14 protein-coding genes are annotated in these 16,188 nt (G+C 72.1%); 8 read left to right on the forward strand and 6 right to left on the reverse strand.

The features are described from left to right. Positions 1-16 precede the first annotated feature (16 nt). A complete protein-coding gene (locus tag ACFWRT_RS01860; RefSeq protein WP_380949542.1) occupies positions 17-1,774 on the reverse strand; it encodes an HtaA domain-containing protein in 1,758 nt (585 codons plus the stop codon). Positions 1,775-1,861: 87 nt separating this feature from the next. After that, a complete protein-coding gene (locus ACFWRT_RS01865) occupies positions 1,862-3,370 on the reverse strand; it encodes an HtaA domain-containing protein (protein WP_380949541.1) in 1,509 nt (502 codons plus the stop codon). Between the two features lie 175 nt (positions 3,371-3,545). Between ACFWRT_RS01865 and ACFWRT_RS01870 the strand changes: the two genes are divergently transcribed. The 4 genes from ACFWRT_RS01870 to ACFWRT_RS01885 all read left to right on the forward strand — a co-directional run bounded on the left by ACFWRT_RS01870 (position 3,546) and on the right by ACFWRT_RS01885 (position 7,844). Continuing rightward, a complete protein-coding gene (locus tag ACFWRT_RS01870) occupies positions 3,546-4,640 on the forward strand; it encodes a heme/hemin ABC transporter substrate-binding protein (protein WP_380949540.1) in 1,095 nt (364 codons plus the stop codon). Continuing rightward, complete coding sequence (locus ACFWRT_RS01875; RefSeq protein ID WP_380949539.1) at positions 4,637-5,866, forward strand: FecCD family ABC transporter permease; 1,230 nt, start codon at positions 4,637-4,639, stop codon at positions 5,864-5,866. Before ACFWRT_RS01870 ends, ACFWRT_RS01875 begins: the two co-directional genes overlap by 4 nt. Beyond that, a complete protein-coding gene (locus ACFWRT_RS01880; protein WP_380949538.1) occupies positions 5,863-6,705 on the forward strand; it encodes a heme ABC transporter ATP-binding protein in 843 nt (280 codons plus the stop codon). Before ACFWRT_RS01875 ends, ACFWRT_RS01880 begins: the two co-directional genes overlap by 4 nt. A 131-nt stretch (positions 6,706-6,836) precedes the next feature. Further along, the gene (locus tag ACFWRT_RS01885; protein ID WP_380949537.1) at positions 6,837-7,844 is read left to right on the forward strand and encodes an SCO2278 family lipoprotein; all 1,008 of its coding nucleotides are present in this window, start codon (positions 6,837-6,839) and stop codon (positions 7,842-7,844) included. A 68-nt stretch (positions 7,845-7,912) separates the two neighbouring features. On the opposite strand, the gene ACFWRT_RS01890 is transcribed toward ACFWRT_RS01885, so the two are convergent. Both ACFWRT_RS01890 and ACFWRT_RS01895 read right to left on the reverse strand, forming a co-directional pair. Then, positions 7,913-8,659: a bifunctional DNA primase/polymerase gene (locus tag ACFWRT_RS01890; RefSeq protein WP_380949536.1), complete on the reverse strand. Its 747-nt coding sequence runs from the start codon at positions 8,657-8,659 to the stop codon at positions 7,913-7,915. Between the two features lie 152 nt (positions 8,660-8,811). After that, the gene (locus ACFWRT_RS01895) at positions 8,812-9,465 is read right to left on the reverse strand and encodes a TetR/AcrR family transcriptional regulator (protein WP_380949535.1); all 654 of its coding nucleotides are present in this window, start codon (positions 9,463-9,465) and stop codon (positions 8,812-8,814) included. Positions 9,466-9,651: 186 nt separating this feature from the next. Here ACFWRT_RS01895 and ddaH point away from each other — a divergent pair, with 186 nt between their 5' ends. From ddaH to ACFWRT_RS01910, 3 genes are all read left to right on the forward strand, one after another. Further along, positions 9,652-10,512 carry a dimethylargininase gene (ddaH, locus tag ACFWRT_RS01900; RefSeq protein ID WP_380949598.1) on the forward strand — a complete coding sequence of 287 codons (861 nt, stop codon included), beginning with the start codon at positions 9,652-9,654 and terminating at the stop codon, positions 10,510-10,512. Between the two features lie 351 nt (positions 10,513-10,863). Continuing rightward, on the forward strand, positions 10,864-11,568 hold the full coding sequence (locus ACFWRT_RS01905) for a hypothetical protein (protein ID WP_380949534.1): 705 nt from the start codon (positions 10,864-10,866) through the stop codon (positions 11,566-11,568). 2 nt (positions 11,569-11,570) lie between these two features. Beyond that, entirely contained in the window at positions 11,571-12,161 is a 591-nt protein-coding gene (locus ACFWRT_RS01910) for a hypothetical protein (RefSeq protein ID WP_380949532.1), read from the forward strand. Here ACFWRT_RS01910 and ACFWRT_RS01915 read toward each other — a convergent pair. Further along, the gene (locus tag ACFWRT_RS01915) at positions 12,158-13,153 is read right to left on the reverse strand and encodes a small ribosomal subunit Rsm22 family protein (RefSeq protein ID WP_380949531.1); all 996 of its coding nucleotides are present in this window, start codon (positions 13,151-13,153) and stop codon (positions 12,158-12,160) included. The two genes, ACFWRT_RS01910 and ACFWRT_RS01915, sit on opposite strands and share 4 nt — an antisense overlap. 278 nt (positions 13,154-13,431) lie before the next feature. Between ACFWRT_RS01915 and ACFWRT_RS01920 the strand changes: the two genes are divergently transcribed. After that, a complete protein-coding gene (locus ACFWRT_RS01920; RefSeq protein WP_380949529.1) occupies positions 13,432-14,745 on the forward strand; it encodes a hypothetical protein in 1,314 nt (437 codons plus the stop codon). Between the two features lie 14 nt (positions 14,746-14,759). Here the strand turns inward: ACFWRT_RS01920 and ACFWRT_RS01925 are convergent, their stop codons facing one another. After that, on the reverse strand, positions 14,760-16,181 hold the full coding sequence (locus ACFWRT_RS01925; protein ID WP_380949528.1) for a multidrug effflux MFS transporter: 1,422 nt from the start codon (positions 16,179-16,181) through the stop codon (positions 14,760-14,762). Positions 16,182-16,188: the final 7 nt, after the last annotated feature.

Raw genomic sequence — 16,188 nt, forward strand, 5'->3', positions numbered from 1 at the left:
GCTGGTGCGGAGTTGATCAGGCGGTGGCGCCACGGCGGCGGCGCGCCGCGACCACGAGGCCGGCACCGGCCGCCACGACGAGGCCGGAGGCGCCGATCAGGACGCCGGTGGGGACGTCGGAGCCGGTGGCGGCCAGGGCGCCGGAGCCGCCGACCGAACCGCCGGTGGTGGAGCCCCCGGTGGTCGAACCGCCGACCGTGCCGCCGCCGGTGGTGGAACCGCCCGTGGTGGAACCGCCGGTGGAGCCCGAGCCGCCGGACTCGCCGGACTCGCAGGCCACGCCGTCGCCGTCACCGTCGAGGTGGGCCGCGTAGCCGGGCTCGCCCTTCTTGATGGGCGTCACGCCGGCCGCCTCGGCCGCGGCGCAGTTCTCGTAGTCCGTCGAACCGCCCGTCGAGCCGCCCGGGGGCAGCGTGGCGTCCTTGTCGAGCGAGACGGCGGCGCTCAGGGCGTCCAGCTCGTCGCCCTTGTCGTACTGGCCGATGAAGGCCTCGGCGCCCTCCTCGGTGAGCGTCACCGGGATGCCCTTGAGGGTGACGATGCCCTCCTTGGCGGTGAGCGCGCCCGCGGGCACCTTCAGGTCGGCGAAGGGCAGGGCGGTGGAGGTGTCGACCTCGCCGGACGTCATGTCCTTGCTGGAGACGTCGGCGATGAGCTTGCCCGTGGTGCCCTGGATGTCGATCTTCAGGTTGCTGAGGGAGAGGTCCAGCTTGTAGGCACCGGCGGTCTCGTGGCCGAGGAAGCGCACCTTGCCCTGGAACTGGGCGTCGAGGCTGTTCTTCTCGGCGTCGAGCCGGCCGGTGGCCTTGGTGAAGCGGTAGCCGTCGGCGTTGGCGGTGGCGCCGTCGCTCGTCTCGACCTTGCCGCGCGCGATGGGGCCGACGACGTACGAGCGGAATGACTTCTTGAGGCCCCAGTCCAGGGTGCCGTCGACGACCGGGCCGCTGGTGGGCTTGGCGGCCTCGCCGGGGGCCGGCTTCACCGGGGGCTTGACCGGCGGGTCCACAGGCGGCTTGACCGGGGGCTTCACCGGCGGGTCGACCGGGGGGTCGACGGGCGGCGGCGGCTCGACCGGAGGCTTGGCCGGCTTGACGGCCAGCGTGGCCGGGTCGGCGGGCATGCCTTCGGTGTAGTGGACGAAGACCGCGCCGCCCTCCTTGGTGAAGGCGGTCGGGATGTCCGCGTACTTCATGCCCTCGGCACCGTTGGTGGGGTCGACACCGCTGAGGTCGAGCGTGACCATCGCCAGGTCGTTGCTGACCACGGGCTCCTTGCCCGGGGACTTGGTGGTGACATCGACGGTGATCTTCCCGGTCTTGCCGACCGTGACGACCTTGACGTCGGACAGCTTGATGTCCAGGATCCCGCCGTGCGCCTCGTAGTGCACGCTGCCCTTGAAGGAGGACGTCACGCCGTGGCTGCCGAGGTCGTACTCCCCCTTGTCCAAGGGGAACTTGTACGTGCCGTCCGCGTTCTGGGTAACGCCGTCGGCCAGGGTGGCGGTGCCCTTCATCTTGCCGATCATGTCGCGCCAGCCGTGGTAGAGGCCCCAGTCCAGGGTCCCCGACTCCAGCTTGAAGACGGACGGTGCGGGAGCACCGGCTGCGGCGGGGGCGCCGGCCGCAGCGGGAGCACCGGCCGCGGCGGCAGCGTCAGCCGCGGTTTCGGCGCGGGCGCCGTCGGCCGCGAAGGCCGGGAGGGCGAAGGTCGCGCCCAGAGCGGCAGCCGTGGCGACGGCTGCTGCGAGGGCTATGGGGCGGCGAGTTGCTGCCATGTCGGTGGGTCTCCTAAGGCAACGGGGGAGGAAGGGAGGCGTGGGGGGAGGGGATGAGAAACCGTAAAGCGCTCATGAGGGGCGCCGTCAGGAGGTCTGGGGGGCGTCGGGGCCCGTAGAGGTGGCGTCGGAGCCCGGGGAGGCGGCGTCGGGGGCCTGGCCGGCCTTGCGGCGGCGCAGCGCGAAGAACGTCACGGCCGCGGCGAGCAGCAGCAGACCGCCGCCGATCGCGGCGTACGTACCGGCGCCCGAGCCCGAATCGGAAGCGGCGGCGGCCGGTGCGGCGGAGGGCTCGGCCGAGGCCTTCGCGGTGGGCTCGGCGGCGGCCGTCGGCTCGCTGCCGAGGTCGGGCAGCGGGGGCAGCTCGGCCTTGCCGTCCACGGCGACGGCGAGCGAGACGGGGTCCATCTCCGTGCCCGCCTTGTACATGGAGCCGAACGCCTTGGCCCCGTCCTCGGTGAGCGTGGCGGGCGCCTCCGTGAGGACGGCGAGGCCCTCCTTCGGCGCGAAGTCCTTGGCGGCGAAGGTGATCAGCGGGACGTCCTCGCGGGTGGTGCCCGCGCTCGTGACGTCGGCCGACAGGGTGCCCTCGCCCTTGGTCACGGCGACCGTGACACCGGCGAACTTGAGGTCGAGGTCGTGGGCGCCGGTGAAGTGGATGCTGCCGCCGAAGTCCGCGTCCAGCGTCTGCTTCTTCGCGTCGTACGTGCCCTTGCCCTGCGGGAAGCGGAAGAGCGCCCCGCCGTCCTGGGCGCCGTCGGCGAGCGTCCACTTGCCCTGGCCGATGGAGCCGGTGACGTACTCGCGGAAGGTGCGGCGGACGCCCCAGTCGACGGCGGCGTCCTCGAAGCGGCCCGCCCTCTCCTTGTCCTTGGCCTTCTCGGCGTCCTTCTCCTTCTCCTTCTCGTCCTCGCCCTTCTTGGCGCCCTCGTCCTTCGTCTCGGACGGGGCCGGCTTCGGCTGCTCGGCCGGGGCGTTGCTGTCCACGGAGAGGCTGATCGGGTCGAGCGGCGTACCGGCGGTGTAGTAGCCGGCGAAGGCGGACGCGCCCTGCGCGGTCAGCGTCGTGGGGACGTTGGTGAGGGCGATGGGCGTGGAGCCGCCCTTCATGTTGATGCCGCCGAGGCCGAGCGTGGCGAGCGGCACCTGGGAGCGGTTGCTGACCTTGCCGGTCCCCCGCTCCTTGCTGACCATGTCGGCGAAGAGCGTGCCGCTGCCGCCGTTGATCTTGATGGTGGGGCGACTGATGACGAGGTCCAGCTCGTTGGTCCCGTCGGCCTTCTTGTGGCCGGTGAAGTGGACCCCGCCGGAGAAGCCGGAGCTGAGGGCGCCGGTCGCCGGGTCGTAGGAGCCGTTCGCGGAGTGGAAGCGGAACTGGCTGCCGCCGACCGTGGCGGCGCCGCCGGTGAGGCTCCAACTGCCCTGGGCGATGGGGCCGGTGACGTAGCTCTGGAAGGAGGACTTGATGCCCCAGTCCAGCCGTCCGCCCTGCACCGTACGGCTGGCCGCTTGCGCGGTGGTGGCGGGGAGCAGGGCTCCCAGCAGCACCGCGAGGAGCGCGACGGCGAGCGCGCGGGCGGATCTGGACGACAGCATGAGGGACCCCTCCGAGGGCTGGAAGTGCAGGTAAGGCTAACCTAAGGTATTCGCAGCCCGTGCCGGAACCCCTCCGCCATCTCCACACAACTGACACATCCGTCACATCCGAACGACCCGCCGCTCCACCCACTCATCACCCATCGCAGGCCGCAGAACGACAGGACGGTGCCCAGTGCGCATCACGCAGGACTTCGCCCCGAGAGGCCCTCAGGGCCCGGGCAGCGGGCAGGCCTTCGGCCGTCGGCCGGTCCGCGGCCGGGCGGGCGCCGCCCTCACTGCCGCGATGGCCCTCGCCCTGCTGCTGACGGGCTGCGGCGGAGGCAACGATTCCGCATCGGCGGGGACGAAGGGCGCCACGAGCTCCGCCGACGCGGACCGGGTCGAGCCGCTGGCCGCCGCTCCCGCGCCGAAGCTGCCGGTGACGGTGGACTCGGCGGACGGTACGAAGGTCACGGTCGACTCCACCGACCGGATCGTGCCGCTGACCGGATCGCTGAGCGAGATCGTCTTCACCCTCGGCTTCGGCAAGCAGGTCGTCGCCCGGGACATCACCGCCACCTTCGAACAGGCCGAGAAGCTCCCGGTGGTGACCCGCGCCCACGACGTCTCGGCGGAGAGCGTGCTCTCGCTGAAGCCGACCGTCGTCCTCGCCGACACCACGACCGGACCGAGCGAGGCGATCGACCAGATCCGCGACGCGGGCATCCCGCTGGTCGTCGTCGAGCCCGCCAAGGGACTGGACGACGTCGGCCGCCGGATCGACACGGTCGCCGAGGTGCTCGGCGTACCGGCGGCCGGCACCGAGCTGAAGAAGCGGACCGAGTCCCGGATCGCCGCCGTGCAGAAGACCATCCCGGACCACGCGGACGGCAAGAAGCCCCGGGTGGCCTTCCTCTACCTGCGCGGTTCGGCCTCCGTCTATCTGCTGGGCGGCGCGGAGTCGGGGGCGAGTTCGCTGCTGGAGGCGGCGGGCGCGGTCGACGCCGGCAAGATGTCCGGGCTGGACAAGGACTTCACCGCCATCACCAGCGAGGCGCTCGCCAAGGCCGCGCCCGACGCGATCCTGCTGATGAGCAAGGGGCTCGACTCGGTGGGCGGCATGGACGGTCTGGTGAAGATCCCCGGCATCGCGGAGACGCCCGCCGGGATGGACCGCCGGGTCGTCTCGATCGACGACGGCGTGCTGCTGAACTACGGCCCGCGCACCGACCGGGTGCTCGCCGAGATCGTCGAGCAGCTGTACCCGAAGGGCGGCAAGGGCCAGTGACCACCTCGTACGAGGAACGCACCGGGGAGCCGGAGTCCACGGGCCCGAAGTCTGCGGGCCCGAAGTCTGCGGGCCCGGAGTCCGCGAACCCGGGGGCCGCGAACCCGGAGTCCACGGGCCCGGGGGCCGAGGCCGCACCAGCCAAGGAGGCCCCCGGGCCCGGTGCGGCCGACCTGAAGGCCGCCGCCCCCAAGTCGCCCCGCAGCAAGGCGTTCGTCCTCACGGTCGGGCTCTCGCTCGCCCTGCTCGCCGGCTGTCTGCTCTCCGCCGCCATCGGCGCGTACTCCATCCCCATCGGGGACGTCCTCTCCTCGCTCCAGCACCGGATCGGGCTCGGCGGGCAGCCGCTGGACCGGGTCGGCGAGAGCGTCCTGTGGAACGTCCGGCTCCCCCGCGTCGTCCTCGCGCTGCTCGTCGGCGCCTCGCTCGGCTGCGCGGGCGCCCTGATGCAGGGCGTGTTCGGCAACCCGCTGGCCGAGCCCGGTGTCATCGGGATCTCGGCGGGCGCGGCGGTCGGCGCGGTCGCCTCGATCGCGTTGGGGCTGACGTTCTTCGGCAACTGGACGATCACCGTCTTCGCGTTCATCTCCGGTCTCGCCACCGTGCTGCTCGTCTACACGCTCTCGCGCTCGGGCGGCCGGACCGAAGTCGTGACGCTGATCCTCACCGGTATCGCCGTCAACGCCTTCGCGGGCGCCCTGATCGGGCTGTTCATCTTCTTCGCGGACAACGCGCAGATCACCCAGATCACCTTCTGGCAGCTCGGCTCGCTCTCCCAGGCGACCTGGCCCAAGGTGCTGGCCGTCCTGCCGTGCGCCCTGGCCGGCCTGCTCATCGCCCCCTTCTACGCCCGCAAGCTGGACCTGCTGGCCCTCGGTGAGCGGCCCGCCCGCCACCTGGGTGTGGACGTGGAGCGGCTGCGGATCACGCTGGTGCTGGTGGTGGCGCTGCTGACGGCCGCCGCCGTGGCCGTCGCCGGGATCATCTCGTTCGTCGGGCTGCTCGTGCCGCACCTGCTGCGGATGGCGAACGGCCCCGGACACCGCTTCCTCGTCCCCGGGAGCGCGCTCGGCGGTGCGCTGGTGCTGGTGGCGGGCGACCTCGCGGCCCGGACCGTGGCCGCCCCCGCCGAGCTGCCGCTCGGGGTGCTGACCGCGCTCTTCGGCAGCCCGTTCTTCTTCTGGCTGCTGCGCAGGACCCGTCGTAAGCAAGGTGGTTGGGCATGAGGACGCTGAGAGACCTGTTCGCGGTACGGAGCCGGGAGCTGCCTTCGCCCGTCGCCCCCGGCTCCGCCGCCGTCGAGGCCGTGGGGGTCTCGGTGCGGCTGGGCGGGCGGCAGGTGCTGGATGCCGTCGACCTGACCGCGCACGCGGGTGAGGTGGTGGCGCTGGTCGGGCCGAACGGGGCCGGCAAGTCGACGCTCCTGGCCGCGCTCGCCGCCGACCTGGCCCCCGGGAGCGGCGAGGTCCTCATCGGCGGCCGCCCGGCGACCGCCTGGACCGCGCCCGAACTGGCCCTGCGCCGCTCGGTGCTGCCGCAGTCCGCCGTGCTCTCCTTCCCCTTCCCGGTGGAGGACGTCGTACGGATGGGGCGGGCGCCCTGGGCCGGTACGGAGCTGGAGGACGAGGACGATACGGCCGTGGCGGCGGCGATGGCGGCCACCGAGGTGACCCGGTTCGCCGCCCGCCCGTTCTCCGAGCTGTCCGGCGGTGAGCGGGCCCGGGTGGCGCTGGCCCGGGTGCTGGCGCAACGGGCCCCGCTGATGCTGCTGGACGAGCCGACGGCCGCCCTGGACCTGCGCCACCAGGAGCTGGTGCTGCGGATCTGCCGGGAGCGGGCCGCCGCCGGGGACGCGGTGGTGGTGGTCCTGCACGATCTGGGGCTGGCAGCGGCGTACGCGGACCGGGTGGCCGTCCTGCACGAGGGGCGGATCGCGGTGGTGGGGCCGCCTCGGGAGATCTTCGACGGGGAGCTGCTCGGCGAGGTGTACCGGCAGCCGGTCGAGGTGTTCCCCCATCCGCGTACGGGGGCCCCGCTGGTCGTTCCCGTACGCCGTCCGGCCTGAACTCCGGTCTCCGGGGCGCCGGGTCACGGTGCGGACGCTGTATCCGGACCGCGCCCGCACGCCGTTCGCCGCCCCGGTAGGGTTTCGACGGTCAGTGCGGGCGACGGATGCGGAAGGCGCAGAAGCAACGAATGACGAGAGTCCCTGGGGTGGGTCGGCTGACGGCGGCGCTCGCGACGGCCACGGTGCTGTGCGTGACCGCGAGCGGCTGTGTGACCGTGCACGGCGAGCTGGCGGTGCTGCCGGGGGCGACGGAGTCCGAGGCCGCCCAGGCCCTGACGGACTTCATCACCGCCTACAACGCGGCGGACAAGGCGTACGATCCGGCGCTGGACGCCGACCGGGTGACGGGGTCGCTCGGGGCGATCAACCAGGCCGGGCTGAAGGCGCGGCAGACGTACAGCCCCGGCGGCAACAAGGCGCACAAACCGCTGGAGTTGACGGACGCCACCTACGTCATCCCGAAGAAGGCAGGCTGGCCGCGCTGGTTCCTGGCGGACACCGACTCCAACCGGGACACGGACGGCGGGAAGCTGGACACCCGCTGGCTGGTCGTGTTCGTACGCAGTGGCCCCGGCGCGCTGTGGAAGGCGTCCTATCTCGGGGTCGTCCCGCCGTCCCAGGTGCCGGAGTTCACCCGGGACAAGGACGGGCTCGCCACGCCGGTGGACCCGCAGAGCGGTGAACTGACCGTGTCTCCGGCCGACTTGAGCATCGCGTACACCGAGTACCTGCAGAAGGGCACCCCGGACGTCTTCGCCCCGAGCACGGCGACCTCGCAGTGGCGCGAGGCGCGCCGGACGACCCGGCGGGCCGGGTTCTCGTACCAGTACGTCGACCAGCCGCTGACCGGCTCCACGTTCGGGCCGCTCGGGCTGCGCACCGAGGACGGCGGGGCGCTGGTCTTCTTCAGCAGCAAGCACTTCGAGCGGCAGGTCACGGCGAAGGGGCTGAAGCCGGAGGTCAACGCGGATGTGAAGGCGCTGATGACCGGCGAGGTCACCAACAGCCTCACCAAGGAGCGGATCTCCAGCCAGCTTGTCCATGTGCCGGCGCGCGGCGAGACCGCGGGCTCGGGCGGCGGCCGGGTACGGCTGCTGAACCGGCTGCCGGGTCTGGTGGCGGCGAAAGGCGCGTAGAGAGCGGGACGGGGAGGGCCTGAATCCCGGGCCCTCCCTCTTCGTAACCGCTCAACCTTCGTAACCGCTCAACGGCTCAGCGGCCAGGCGATCGAGTCGTGGTCCAGCTCGCTCTGCTCGGCGCTGCCCGCATAGCGCGCGCAGGCGTCGGTGAGCGTCTCCAGCAGGGTCAGCGGGTCGGGCAGCTCGTGCTCGGGGCCGCGCACCCAGTGGACGTCGAACTCACCGGGGAGCCGGGCGGGCGGCAGCAGGACGTAGCTGCCGCGGCAGTGCCAGCGCAGGCCCGGGTGGGCGTCCATGGTCTCGGGGTGGCAGTCCAGCTCGCAGGGCCACCACTCGTCCTCGTCCTCGGGGGTGCCGCGGGTGGCGGTGAAGAAGAGCATCCGGTCCTCGCCGGACTGGGCGACCGGGCCGACGTCGATGCCCGCCGCGAGAAGACGCTCCAGGGCGCTGCGGCCGGCGGTGAGCGGGACGTCCAGCACGTCGTGGATCATGCCGGTCGCGGTGATGAAGTTGGCCAGCGGCTGGCTGCCGGCCCAGCGCTCGATCTGGGCACGGTCGGTGGTCGACTGCGTCTGCCAGGCGAAGGAGATGGGGTGCCGGGCGGGGGTGGGACAGCCGATGCGTTCGCACGAACACCGGTATCCGAGGGGGTGGGCGGCGGGGGCGATGGGCATGCCCGCGTCGGCGACCGCCAGGAGCAGCGCCACTCTGGCCGTCTCCTCGGCTTCGGCCCCCGGTGATGTGGGACGTCGCCGCAGCCACTGGGAGATCCTGCTCTCTGTGCCGCGGAAACGGCCGGAATCGGCGCCCATCTATCCCCTCACCTCAGCATTTCACCTCAGCGTTGCCTCTCCATCGTCGCACCATCTGGCGACGGGGGTGGCCAGAGTTCACCAGCGGGGCCGTGTACCACTGCACCGAGTGAGCACCATCACGCCCGATGTCGCCACATAACGGATAAAGATCAAGGTCGCGGAGTCAGCCCGCCGAGGGCGTAGTCGACGATCGTGTCGGCGTACGCATGGGTGAGCGGGAGGGTCCGCAAGAGCCAGCGGTGGGTCAGTGGCGCGATCAGGAGCTCCAGGGCGATGCGCGGATCGGCGTCGGGGCGGAGCTGTCCGGCCTCCTTCGCGGCCTCCAGCCGTGTGACATACAACGCGAGCTGCGGGTCGAGCAGCTTCTCGACGAATTCGGCGCCCAGCTTCGCGTCGACGATGCCCTCGGCGGTCAGTGCCCGGGTGGGGGCCTCCATCAGCGGGTCGTTCAGCTCGTCGACGGTGGCCCGGAGGACGAGCTTGAGGTCGGCGGCCAGGTCGCCGGTGTCGGGGATGCCGTACTCGGCGGCGCCGGCCTGCGGGTCCGCGCCGCCGTCCGCCTGCGGGCCCGCCTCCTCGGCCGCCCGGGCGGCCAGGTCCAGGAAGGCCTCCATCAGGACGGCCGCCTTGGAGGGCCACCAGCGGTAGATCGTCTGCTTGCCGACCCCGGCGCGGGCGGCGATACCCTCGATCGTCGTACGCCGGTAGCCGCTCTCGCCGACGAGGGCCAGGGCGGCGTCGTAGATGGCCCGGCGGGAGCGGTCGCTGCGGCGGCTGGAGTCGGGTGCCTTGTGGGGTGCCATCCGGCCAATCTAGCGCCGGACAAGCCGATACGTATCGTCTTGCCCGAATCCGTACGCGGGGGCAGGGAATCCGTACGCGGGGGGCCAGGAGACGGCCGCGACAGGATGATCCGGTGAACCACCCGATCGGTCCACTGCGGATCTCGCCCGCACGGCGCACCATGGGCTCACGCGCAGACCGTGCGTATCCCACCGTTCCGCGGCCCGGCCGCCGTTCGCGAGGAGACCCAGTTGAACCGTGACGCCACCCCTCGTCGCTACCTGATGTGCGCCCCGACGCACTTCCGGGTCACCTACTCCATCAACCCGTGGATGGACCCGTCCAAACCCGTCGACCTGCCGCTGGCCCAGACCCAGTGGGAGGACCTGCGCGACCGCTACCGCGCCCTCGGCCACACCGTCGAGCTGCTCACCCCCCGCCCGGACCTGCCGGACATGGTCTTCGCGGCCAACGGCGCCACGGTGATCGACGGGCGGGTGCTCGGCGCCCTGTTCGCCTACCGGGAGCGGTTCGAGGAGGCCGAGGCCCACCGCGAGTGGTTCCGGGAGAACGGCTTCACCGACATCCGGGAGCCGGACCACGTCAACGAGGGCGAGGGGGACTTCGCGGTCACCGCCTCCTACCTCCTGGCCGGGCGCGGTTTCCGCTCCAGCCCGCTCTCGCACGACGAAGCCCAGGAGTTCTTCGGGCTGCCGGTCATCGGCCTCGATCTGGTAGACCCGCGCTACTACCACCTGGACACCGCGCTGTGCGTGCTGGACGCGGCGGGCGACGAGATCATGTACTACCCGGACGCCTTCTCCCCCGGCAGCCGGGCCGTGCTGCGCCGGCTCTTCCCGGACGCGCTGCTCGCCGGGGAGGCGGACGCGGCGGCGTTGGGCCTGAACTCGGTCAGCGACGGCCGCCACGTCCTGCTGCCCCAGGCGGCGACGGGGCTGCTGGACCCGCTGCGGGACCGGGGCTTCGAGCCGGTCCCGATGGACCTGGGTGAGCTGCTCAAGGGCGGCGGCAGCGTGAAGTGCTGCACGCAGGAGCTGCGGGGGTAGGCGCGAGCGCCCCGGCCGGGGAAGCAGCCCGCTCCGGGGGAATCGCTCCGACCGGGGAAGCGCCCCGTCACTTCTCCACCGCGAATGGACGCCGTTTCCCTGAGGAATACGGCGTCCATTCGCGGACGCCGCGTCACATGCGGCCGGAATCCTTTGCATTGACGTGAACCCTCTTGATCCACACATTGGTCATTCCGGCGATCTCCGGTTAGGGTTCGGTGACCAGTTTGACCGGCACGCATCCCGGAGGGGATCGGTGGAGCGGCTTTCGCTCCACCGAACCGCGCATGCCTCGCGGGCGAGGACCTTCTCGACTACCTGCTGGAGAACGGCGCCGAACTCCTCGTCGAGATGGTCGCCGGGGACATCATCGCGTGTGTCGAGGACCCGGACATCCCGACCTGTCTGTGGGCGATCGTCACGGCGCTGCCGATCGGCAAGGCGGCCAAGATCGCCGGGAGCATTCCGAAGATCAGCAAGGCGATCCGGGGCATCGGCGCGTTCCTCGACAAGTCGGCCAAGGCGCGGAAGCTGGTCGACAAGAGCGAGGAGATCCTCGACAAGGCGTGGAAGAAGCTTCCGGCCTGTGTGACGGACGAGAAGAAGAAAAGCGCTTCCGTGGCGCGGAGTTCGGCGCTGATATCGGCACCGGCGGCGGCCGGCGCGTTCCAGGCGTTCGCCAAGGCGGACGGCGGCGGCCATGACTCCGGCGGTGTGGGTCCCAAGCGGGAGGAGTTCATCGCGAAGCTGGTCGGTGGAACACTCGCCAAGAACGACAAGGGGCAGGACATCGAAATCGTCATGCCCAACGTGGGGTCGAGCGGTCTCGACGTCATCGGACCGAACGGCGAATACATCTTCGTCGGCGGCGGCGCCAAGGCCAGGAACCCGTCGAGGTTCGGAAGGGCACTCCAGATCAACAAGTACGCGGCCGACCAGGCAGGCGTCAAAGCCATCTACTATCTGGCTGACAACACCCCGGAATCAGCCATCAAACAGGCCAAGAAGGCCTTTGGAGAAGAGAATGTCCACATCTTCACCCTGCCGAGCTGTTAGCCATGGCTGACGGATTCATCCAGTGGTACCGGCAGGACGTGACCACCGCGGTCTTCGCCGAACAGGTGGAGCTTTTCTCGGAGTTCGGGCTCAAGCTCATCCATCCGAACAAGAACGCGGCCGTGGTGCTCGACATCGAAGGTGACGACGTCCTCATGAGCCAGGAGGAGTTGGGCGTCCTGATCGGGCGGCGCTTCGCCACGCTCACGTTCAATTGGTGGCTGACGGCGGACACCAATGTGGTCGACACGTACGAGGCCGTACCGGTCGGCCGTGAGACGCAGACGCTGTGGCTGGACGGCCTCCGCCCCGACGAGGCACAGCGCGTCGAGTCGGCCGTCATGGCCGCCGCGACCCGGCTGCCCGTGCCGACCCGGGCCGTCATCGTCGACCGGCGCGGAATCTCCGATCCCGGTGACTGGGATTCGATCGCGCTGTGGGACGGAACGCATGTTCCGGCGGCCCCCGACCATGTGCTCGCGCCGGATCCGATCGCCGAGCGGATCCGGCGCGCCGCCCCGGGGCTGCGGAAGGAGGACGCGGGAGGCGGCGGCCTGAGCCGGCTGGTTCCGCTCCGCGACCCGGCCTCCTAGGCGGTGCCCTCCGGCGGCCAGGGATCGCCCCAGGCGATGTCCCTGGCCGCCCGGTACAGCTCGCCGTGCCGTTTGGTGACCGTGGAGCGGGACAGGCCCTCGTCGCGGGTGCAGAGCTCCAGCAGGACCTGGCCCTTGCGGAGCTGCGGCTTGCGGGTGATCCGGGCGGGCGCCGGGGTGGCGGGGAAGCGGGTGGCGACGACGTAACCGAACTTCTCGTCCTCGTGGCTGAGCGAGCCGCCCTTGACCTGCCGGTGCAGCGAGGAGCGGCTGACCCGGGCCGAGAAGTGGCACCAGTCGGTGCCCGGTGCGATCGGGCAGGCGTCGTCGTGCGGGCAGGGTGCGGCGATGCGCAGCCCGGCGGCGATCAGCCGGTCCCGGGCCTCGATGATCCGCCCGTACCCGTCGGGTGTGCCGGGCTCCACGATCACCACGGCCTGCCCGGCGGAGGCGGCCGCGTCGACCAGCTCGGTCCTGGACCGCGCGGTCAGCTCCTTGAGTACGTAGCTGACGGTGACCAGGTCCGCCGGTGCCAGTTCCAGCGCCGCACCGATCCGGGCCCGCTCCCAGCGGGCCTCCCGCAGGGCCGGCACCCCGGACGCCTCGGCCAGTTCGCGGCCCAGCGCGAGGGCGGGCTCGGCCCAGTCCAGGACGGTGGTCGCCGCCCCCTCCCAGGCCCCGGCCACCGCCCAGCTCGCCGCTCCCGTGCCGCCGCCGACGTCGGTGTGGGTGGCCGGGGACCAGTCGGGCGCGGCCTTGGCCAGGGCGTCGAGGGCGGACCGTACGGCTTCGAAGGTGGCGGGCATCCGGTACGCGGCGTACGCGACGACGTCGGAGCGGTCCCGGAGGATCGGGGCGTCGGTCGGGGTCTCCCCGCGGTAGCTGGCGATCAGCCGGTCGACGGCCTGCGCGGCCTGCTTCGGCGGCAGCCCGTCGAGCAGCCCGGCCAGGGCCGCGCGCAGGGACTGGGCGGTGGGGAGGGTGACGTTCACCGGGGAAGTGTAGGCGGCGGGGGAAGCCTCGGGCGCATTCCGCCCGGCCCGGGCGGGGAGGGGTACGGGGTCCCCGCGGCGGGTCCGCGTCACCGGTCCGGAACAGGTTTTCCGCGAACTCCACGCGGTCGGAAGGTGGTTGCTACGCTGGCCCGCGCGAGATCGGGAAGCGGTACGAAGAGGTACAAGGCGCGCGGCGCACGGCACGAGACCGGGTTCGGCCCATCGGGGGAGCCATGAGGTCCATCGGGGGAGCCATGAGGTCCATCGGGGGAGCCATGAGACAGAAGGTCGTGCGGCTGGCCCTGGTCGGCGGGGTCGTCTTCCTCGCCCTGCTCCTCCTCCTGGCCGCCTTCGGCTCCGACCCGGACAGCGAGGGAGACAGGAGCACCGTCCCGGTGAAGCGGGTCATGCCGAGCGCGGGGCCGGTCACCCGGCTCACCGTCCCGCCGCAGTACGCCACCGACCGGAGCTGGGAGATCATCGGCTCCTCCCCCGAGGTCGCCGTCTCCCACGCGACGGGCCGCCTCGCCTACCTGGAGCGGCTGAACGGCGACCGCTACCGGCTGCGCACCGTCGACACCGCCACCGGGAGGCTGGGCTGGCAGGGCCAGGCCTGGCGGCCGCCGGACCCGCCGCACTACCCGAGGCTCGCCACGGTCACCGCGGGCGACCGGCAGTACTTCGTGACCTGGTCGTACGGGAAGGCCGGCGACGGGCTGACCCCGGCGTCCACCTTCGTCTCCCTCGACGTGTACGACGTGACGGACGGCGCCCGGCAGCGCGTCGAGGTGCCGTGGTCCGGCGCCCCGGATGTCGACACGAACGGCCCGGAGATCGTGATCAGCGACGGTAAGGCCAACAGCACGCTGATCGACCCGGTCACCGGCACGGTCTCCGAGCTGAGTGCGGACGAGCTGAAGTACCCCAAGGGCTGCCCGGCCTGCAAGCAGCTCACCGAGGTGTACGGGCAGACCGCGGCGGGCCTCCTCGTCGGCGGGGCCCGGGAGTTCTGGGTGCGCGGCGGCTGGTTCAGCCGGAACGTGGCGCCCGAGGGCGCCGACCCGGGGAGCGGCGTGGTGACGTCGGTGGCCGGGGACCGGGTGCTGGCGAAGTGGGCCCTGGCGAGGAAGGCGAAGCGGGCCGCCACCCACGAGCTGTGGACGGTGCACGACACGGTGACCGGCAAGCCGCTCGTCTCGGTGGAGTGCCACCGGCCCGCCATAAAGCCGGGGCGCTACCCGCAGGCGGTCCTCTCCCCCTCGGGCGACCGCCTGATCGCTGGGAACCTGGCCTTCGACCTGGCGGGCGGCCGGGGCCACTGCTTCGAGGAGGAGGACGGCTCCAGCCATCTGGCGCTGGCCTCGGTGACGGACGACGGGATCGCGTACGGAGCGGAGAACGCGCGCGACGCCGCGGAGGCGCTCTCCGGCGGCGGGCTGCCGGTCGCGGTGGACTTCACCGACTGGACGACCGAGCCGCTGTCGCGCAACGCCCGGCTGCCGGGGCTGGAGACGACCGGGGTCGGGGTGTTCCGGTGGACGGACCGGCAGGAGCGGACGCGCTTGATCGGGTATCCGCGTACGGACTGACCTGCCGGAGAGGGCTACAGCCCGCCGGCCTCGCGTCCCGCCCGCTGCCACGGCCGGCACAGCCCCAGGAAGCAGCCCACCGCCGCCACCGCGCACACCACCTGCACGACCGCCATCGGGACGGCCGTGTCCTCCCCCGCGATCCCGACCAGCGGCGAGGCGATCGCCCCGATGAGGAAAGAGGACGTGCCGAGCAGCGCGGAGGCCGAGCCCGCCGCGTGCTTGGTACGCATCAGGGCCTGGGCGTTGGTGTTGGGCATCGCCACACCCATCGCCGACATCAGCACGAAGAGCCCGGCCGCGACCGGCACGAGCCCCACCTCACCGAACACGCCCGTGGTCATCAGCAGCAGCGCCACCGCCGCGAGCACGATGACGGCGAGACCGAAGCCGAGCACCTTGTCCAGACTGATCCGGCCCACCAGCAGCTTGCCGTTGATCTGCCCGACGGCGATCAGGCCGATCGAGTTGAGGCCGAAGAGCAGGCTGAAGGTCTGCGGGGAGGCTCCGTAGATCTCCTGCACGACGAAGGGGGACGCGGAGATGTAGGCGAACAGGACGGCGAAGGCGAGCCCGCCGGTGATCATGTAGCCGGTGAAGACCCGGTCCGCGAGCAGCCCGCGCATCGTGCGCAGGGCCTCGCCGACCCCGCCCGTGTGGCGGCTGCCGGGCGGCAGGGTCTCGTGCAGCCACTTCCAGACGACGAGGGTGAGCGCGATGCCGACGCCGGTCAGGACGACGAAGATGCCGCGCCAGTCGGTGAACCGCATCACCTGCCCGCCGATCAGCGGGGCGATGATCGGGGCGACGCCGGAGATCAGCATCAGGGTGGAGAAGAACCGGGCCATCTCCACGCCGTCGTAGAGGTCGCGCACGACCGCCCGGGCGATCACGATGCCCGCGGCGCCCGCGAGCCCCTGGAGGAGGCGGAAGCCGATGAGGAGTTCGGCGGAGGGGGCGAGCGCGCAGATCGCGGTGGCGATGACGTAGACGACCATGCCCAGCAGCAGCGGCCTGCGGCGGCCCCAGCGGTCGCTCATCGGTCCGACGACGAGCTGGCCGAGCGCCATCCCGGCCAGGCACGCGGTCAGCGTGAGCTGGATGGTGGCGGCGGGGGCGGCGAGGGAGTCGGTGACGGCCGGGAGCGCCGGGAGGTACATGTCCATGGAGAGCGGCGGCAGGGCGGTGAGCCCGCCGAGGACCATGGTGACCAGGAATCCGGTACGCCGGGCCGCCTTGACGGCGGGGGCGGTGCGGCCGCCTGCCTCCGGTGCCGCCGGGAGACCGGCGGGGGCGGTGACCTGCGGCGCGCCCGGGTCGACGGAGAGGGCGCCGGCGTCCCCGTGCGGGGTGAGCGGCGCGCTGTCGGCTCCGGGACCGGTCCCGGAGGTGGTTATGTGTTCTCGCTGGGCCCGGCTGCCGCCGCTGTCCGGCATTCTCGTC

It is taken from the genome of Streptomyces cyaneofuscatus, from assembly GCF_042718795.1.
Lineage (GTDB): Bacteria > Actinomycetota > Actinomycetes > Streptomycetales > Streptomycetaceae > Streptomyces > Streptomyces cyaneofuscatus_A.

Coding starts and splice junctions, on each gene's coding strand:
- ACFWRT_RS01865 (WP_380949541.1), bottom strand. CDS start 3,370: ATGCTGTCGTCCAGATCCGCCCGCGCGCTCGCCGTCGCGCTCCTCGCG.
- ACFWRT_RS01925 (WP_380949528.1), bottom strand. CDS start 16,181: ATGCCGGACAGCGGCGGCAGCCGGGCCCAGCGAGAACACATAACCACC.
- ACFWRT_RS01880 (WP_380949538.1), top strand. CDS start 5,863: ATGAGGACGCTGAGAGACCTGTTCGCGGTACGGAGCCGGGAGCTGCCT.
- ACFWRT_RS01920 (WP_380949529.1), top strand. CDS start 13,432: ATGAGACAGAAGGTCGTGCGGCTGGCCCTGGTCGGCGGGGTCGTCTTC.
- ACFWRT_RS01910 (WP_380949532.1), top strand. CDS start 11,571: ATGGCTGACGGATTCATCCAGTGGTACCGGCAGGACGTGACCACCGCG.
- ACFWRT_RS01905 (WP_380949534.1), top strand. CDS start 10,864: ATGGTCGCCGGGGACATCATCGCGTGTGTCGAGGACCCGGACATCCCG.
- ACFWRT_RS01860 (WP_380949542.1), bottom strand. CDS start 1,774: ATGGCAGCAACTCGCCGCCCCATAGCCCTCGCAGCAGCCGTCGCCACG.
- ACFWRT_RS01895 (WP_380949535.1), bottom strand. CDS start 9,465: ATGGCACCCCACAAGGCACCCGACTCCAGCCGCCGCAGCGACCGCTCC.
- ACFWRT_RS01890 (WP_380949536.1), bottom strand. CDS start 8,659: ATGGGCGCCGATTCCGGCCGTTTCCGCGGCACAGAGAGCAGGATCTCC.
- ACFWRT_RS01885 (WP_380949537.1), top strand. CDS start 6,837: ATGACGAGAGTCCCTGGGGTGGGTCGGCTGACGGCGGCGCTCGCGACG.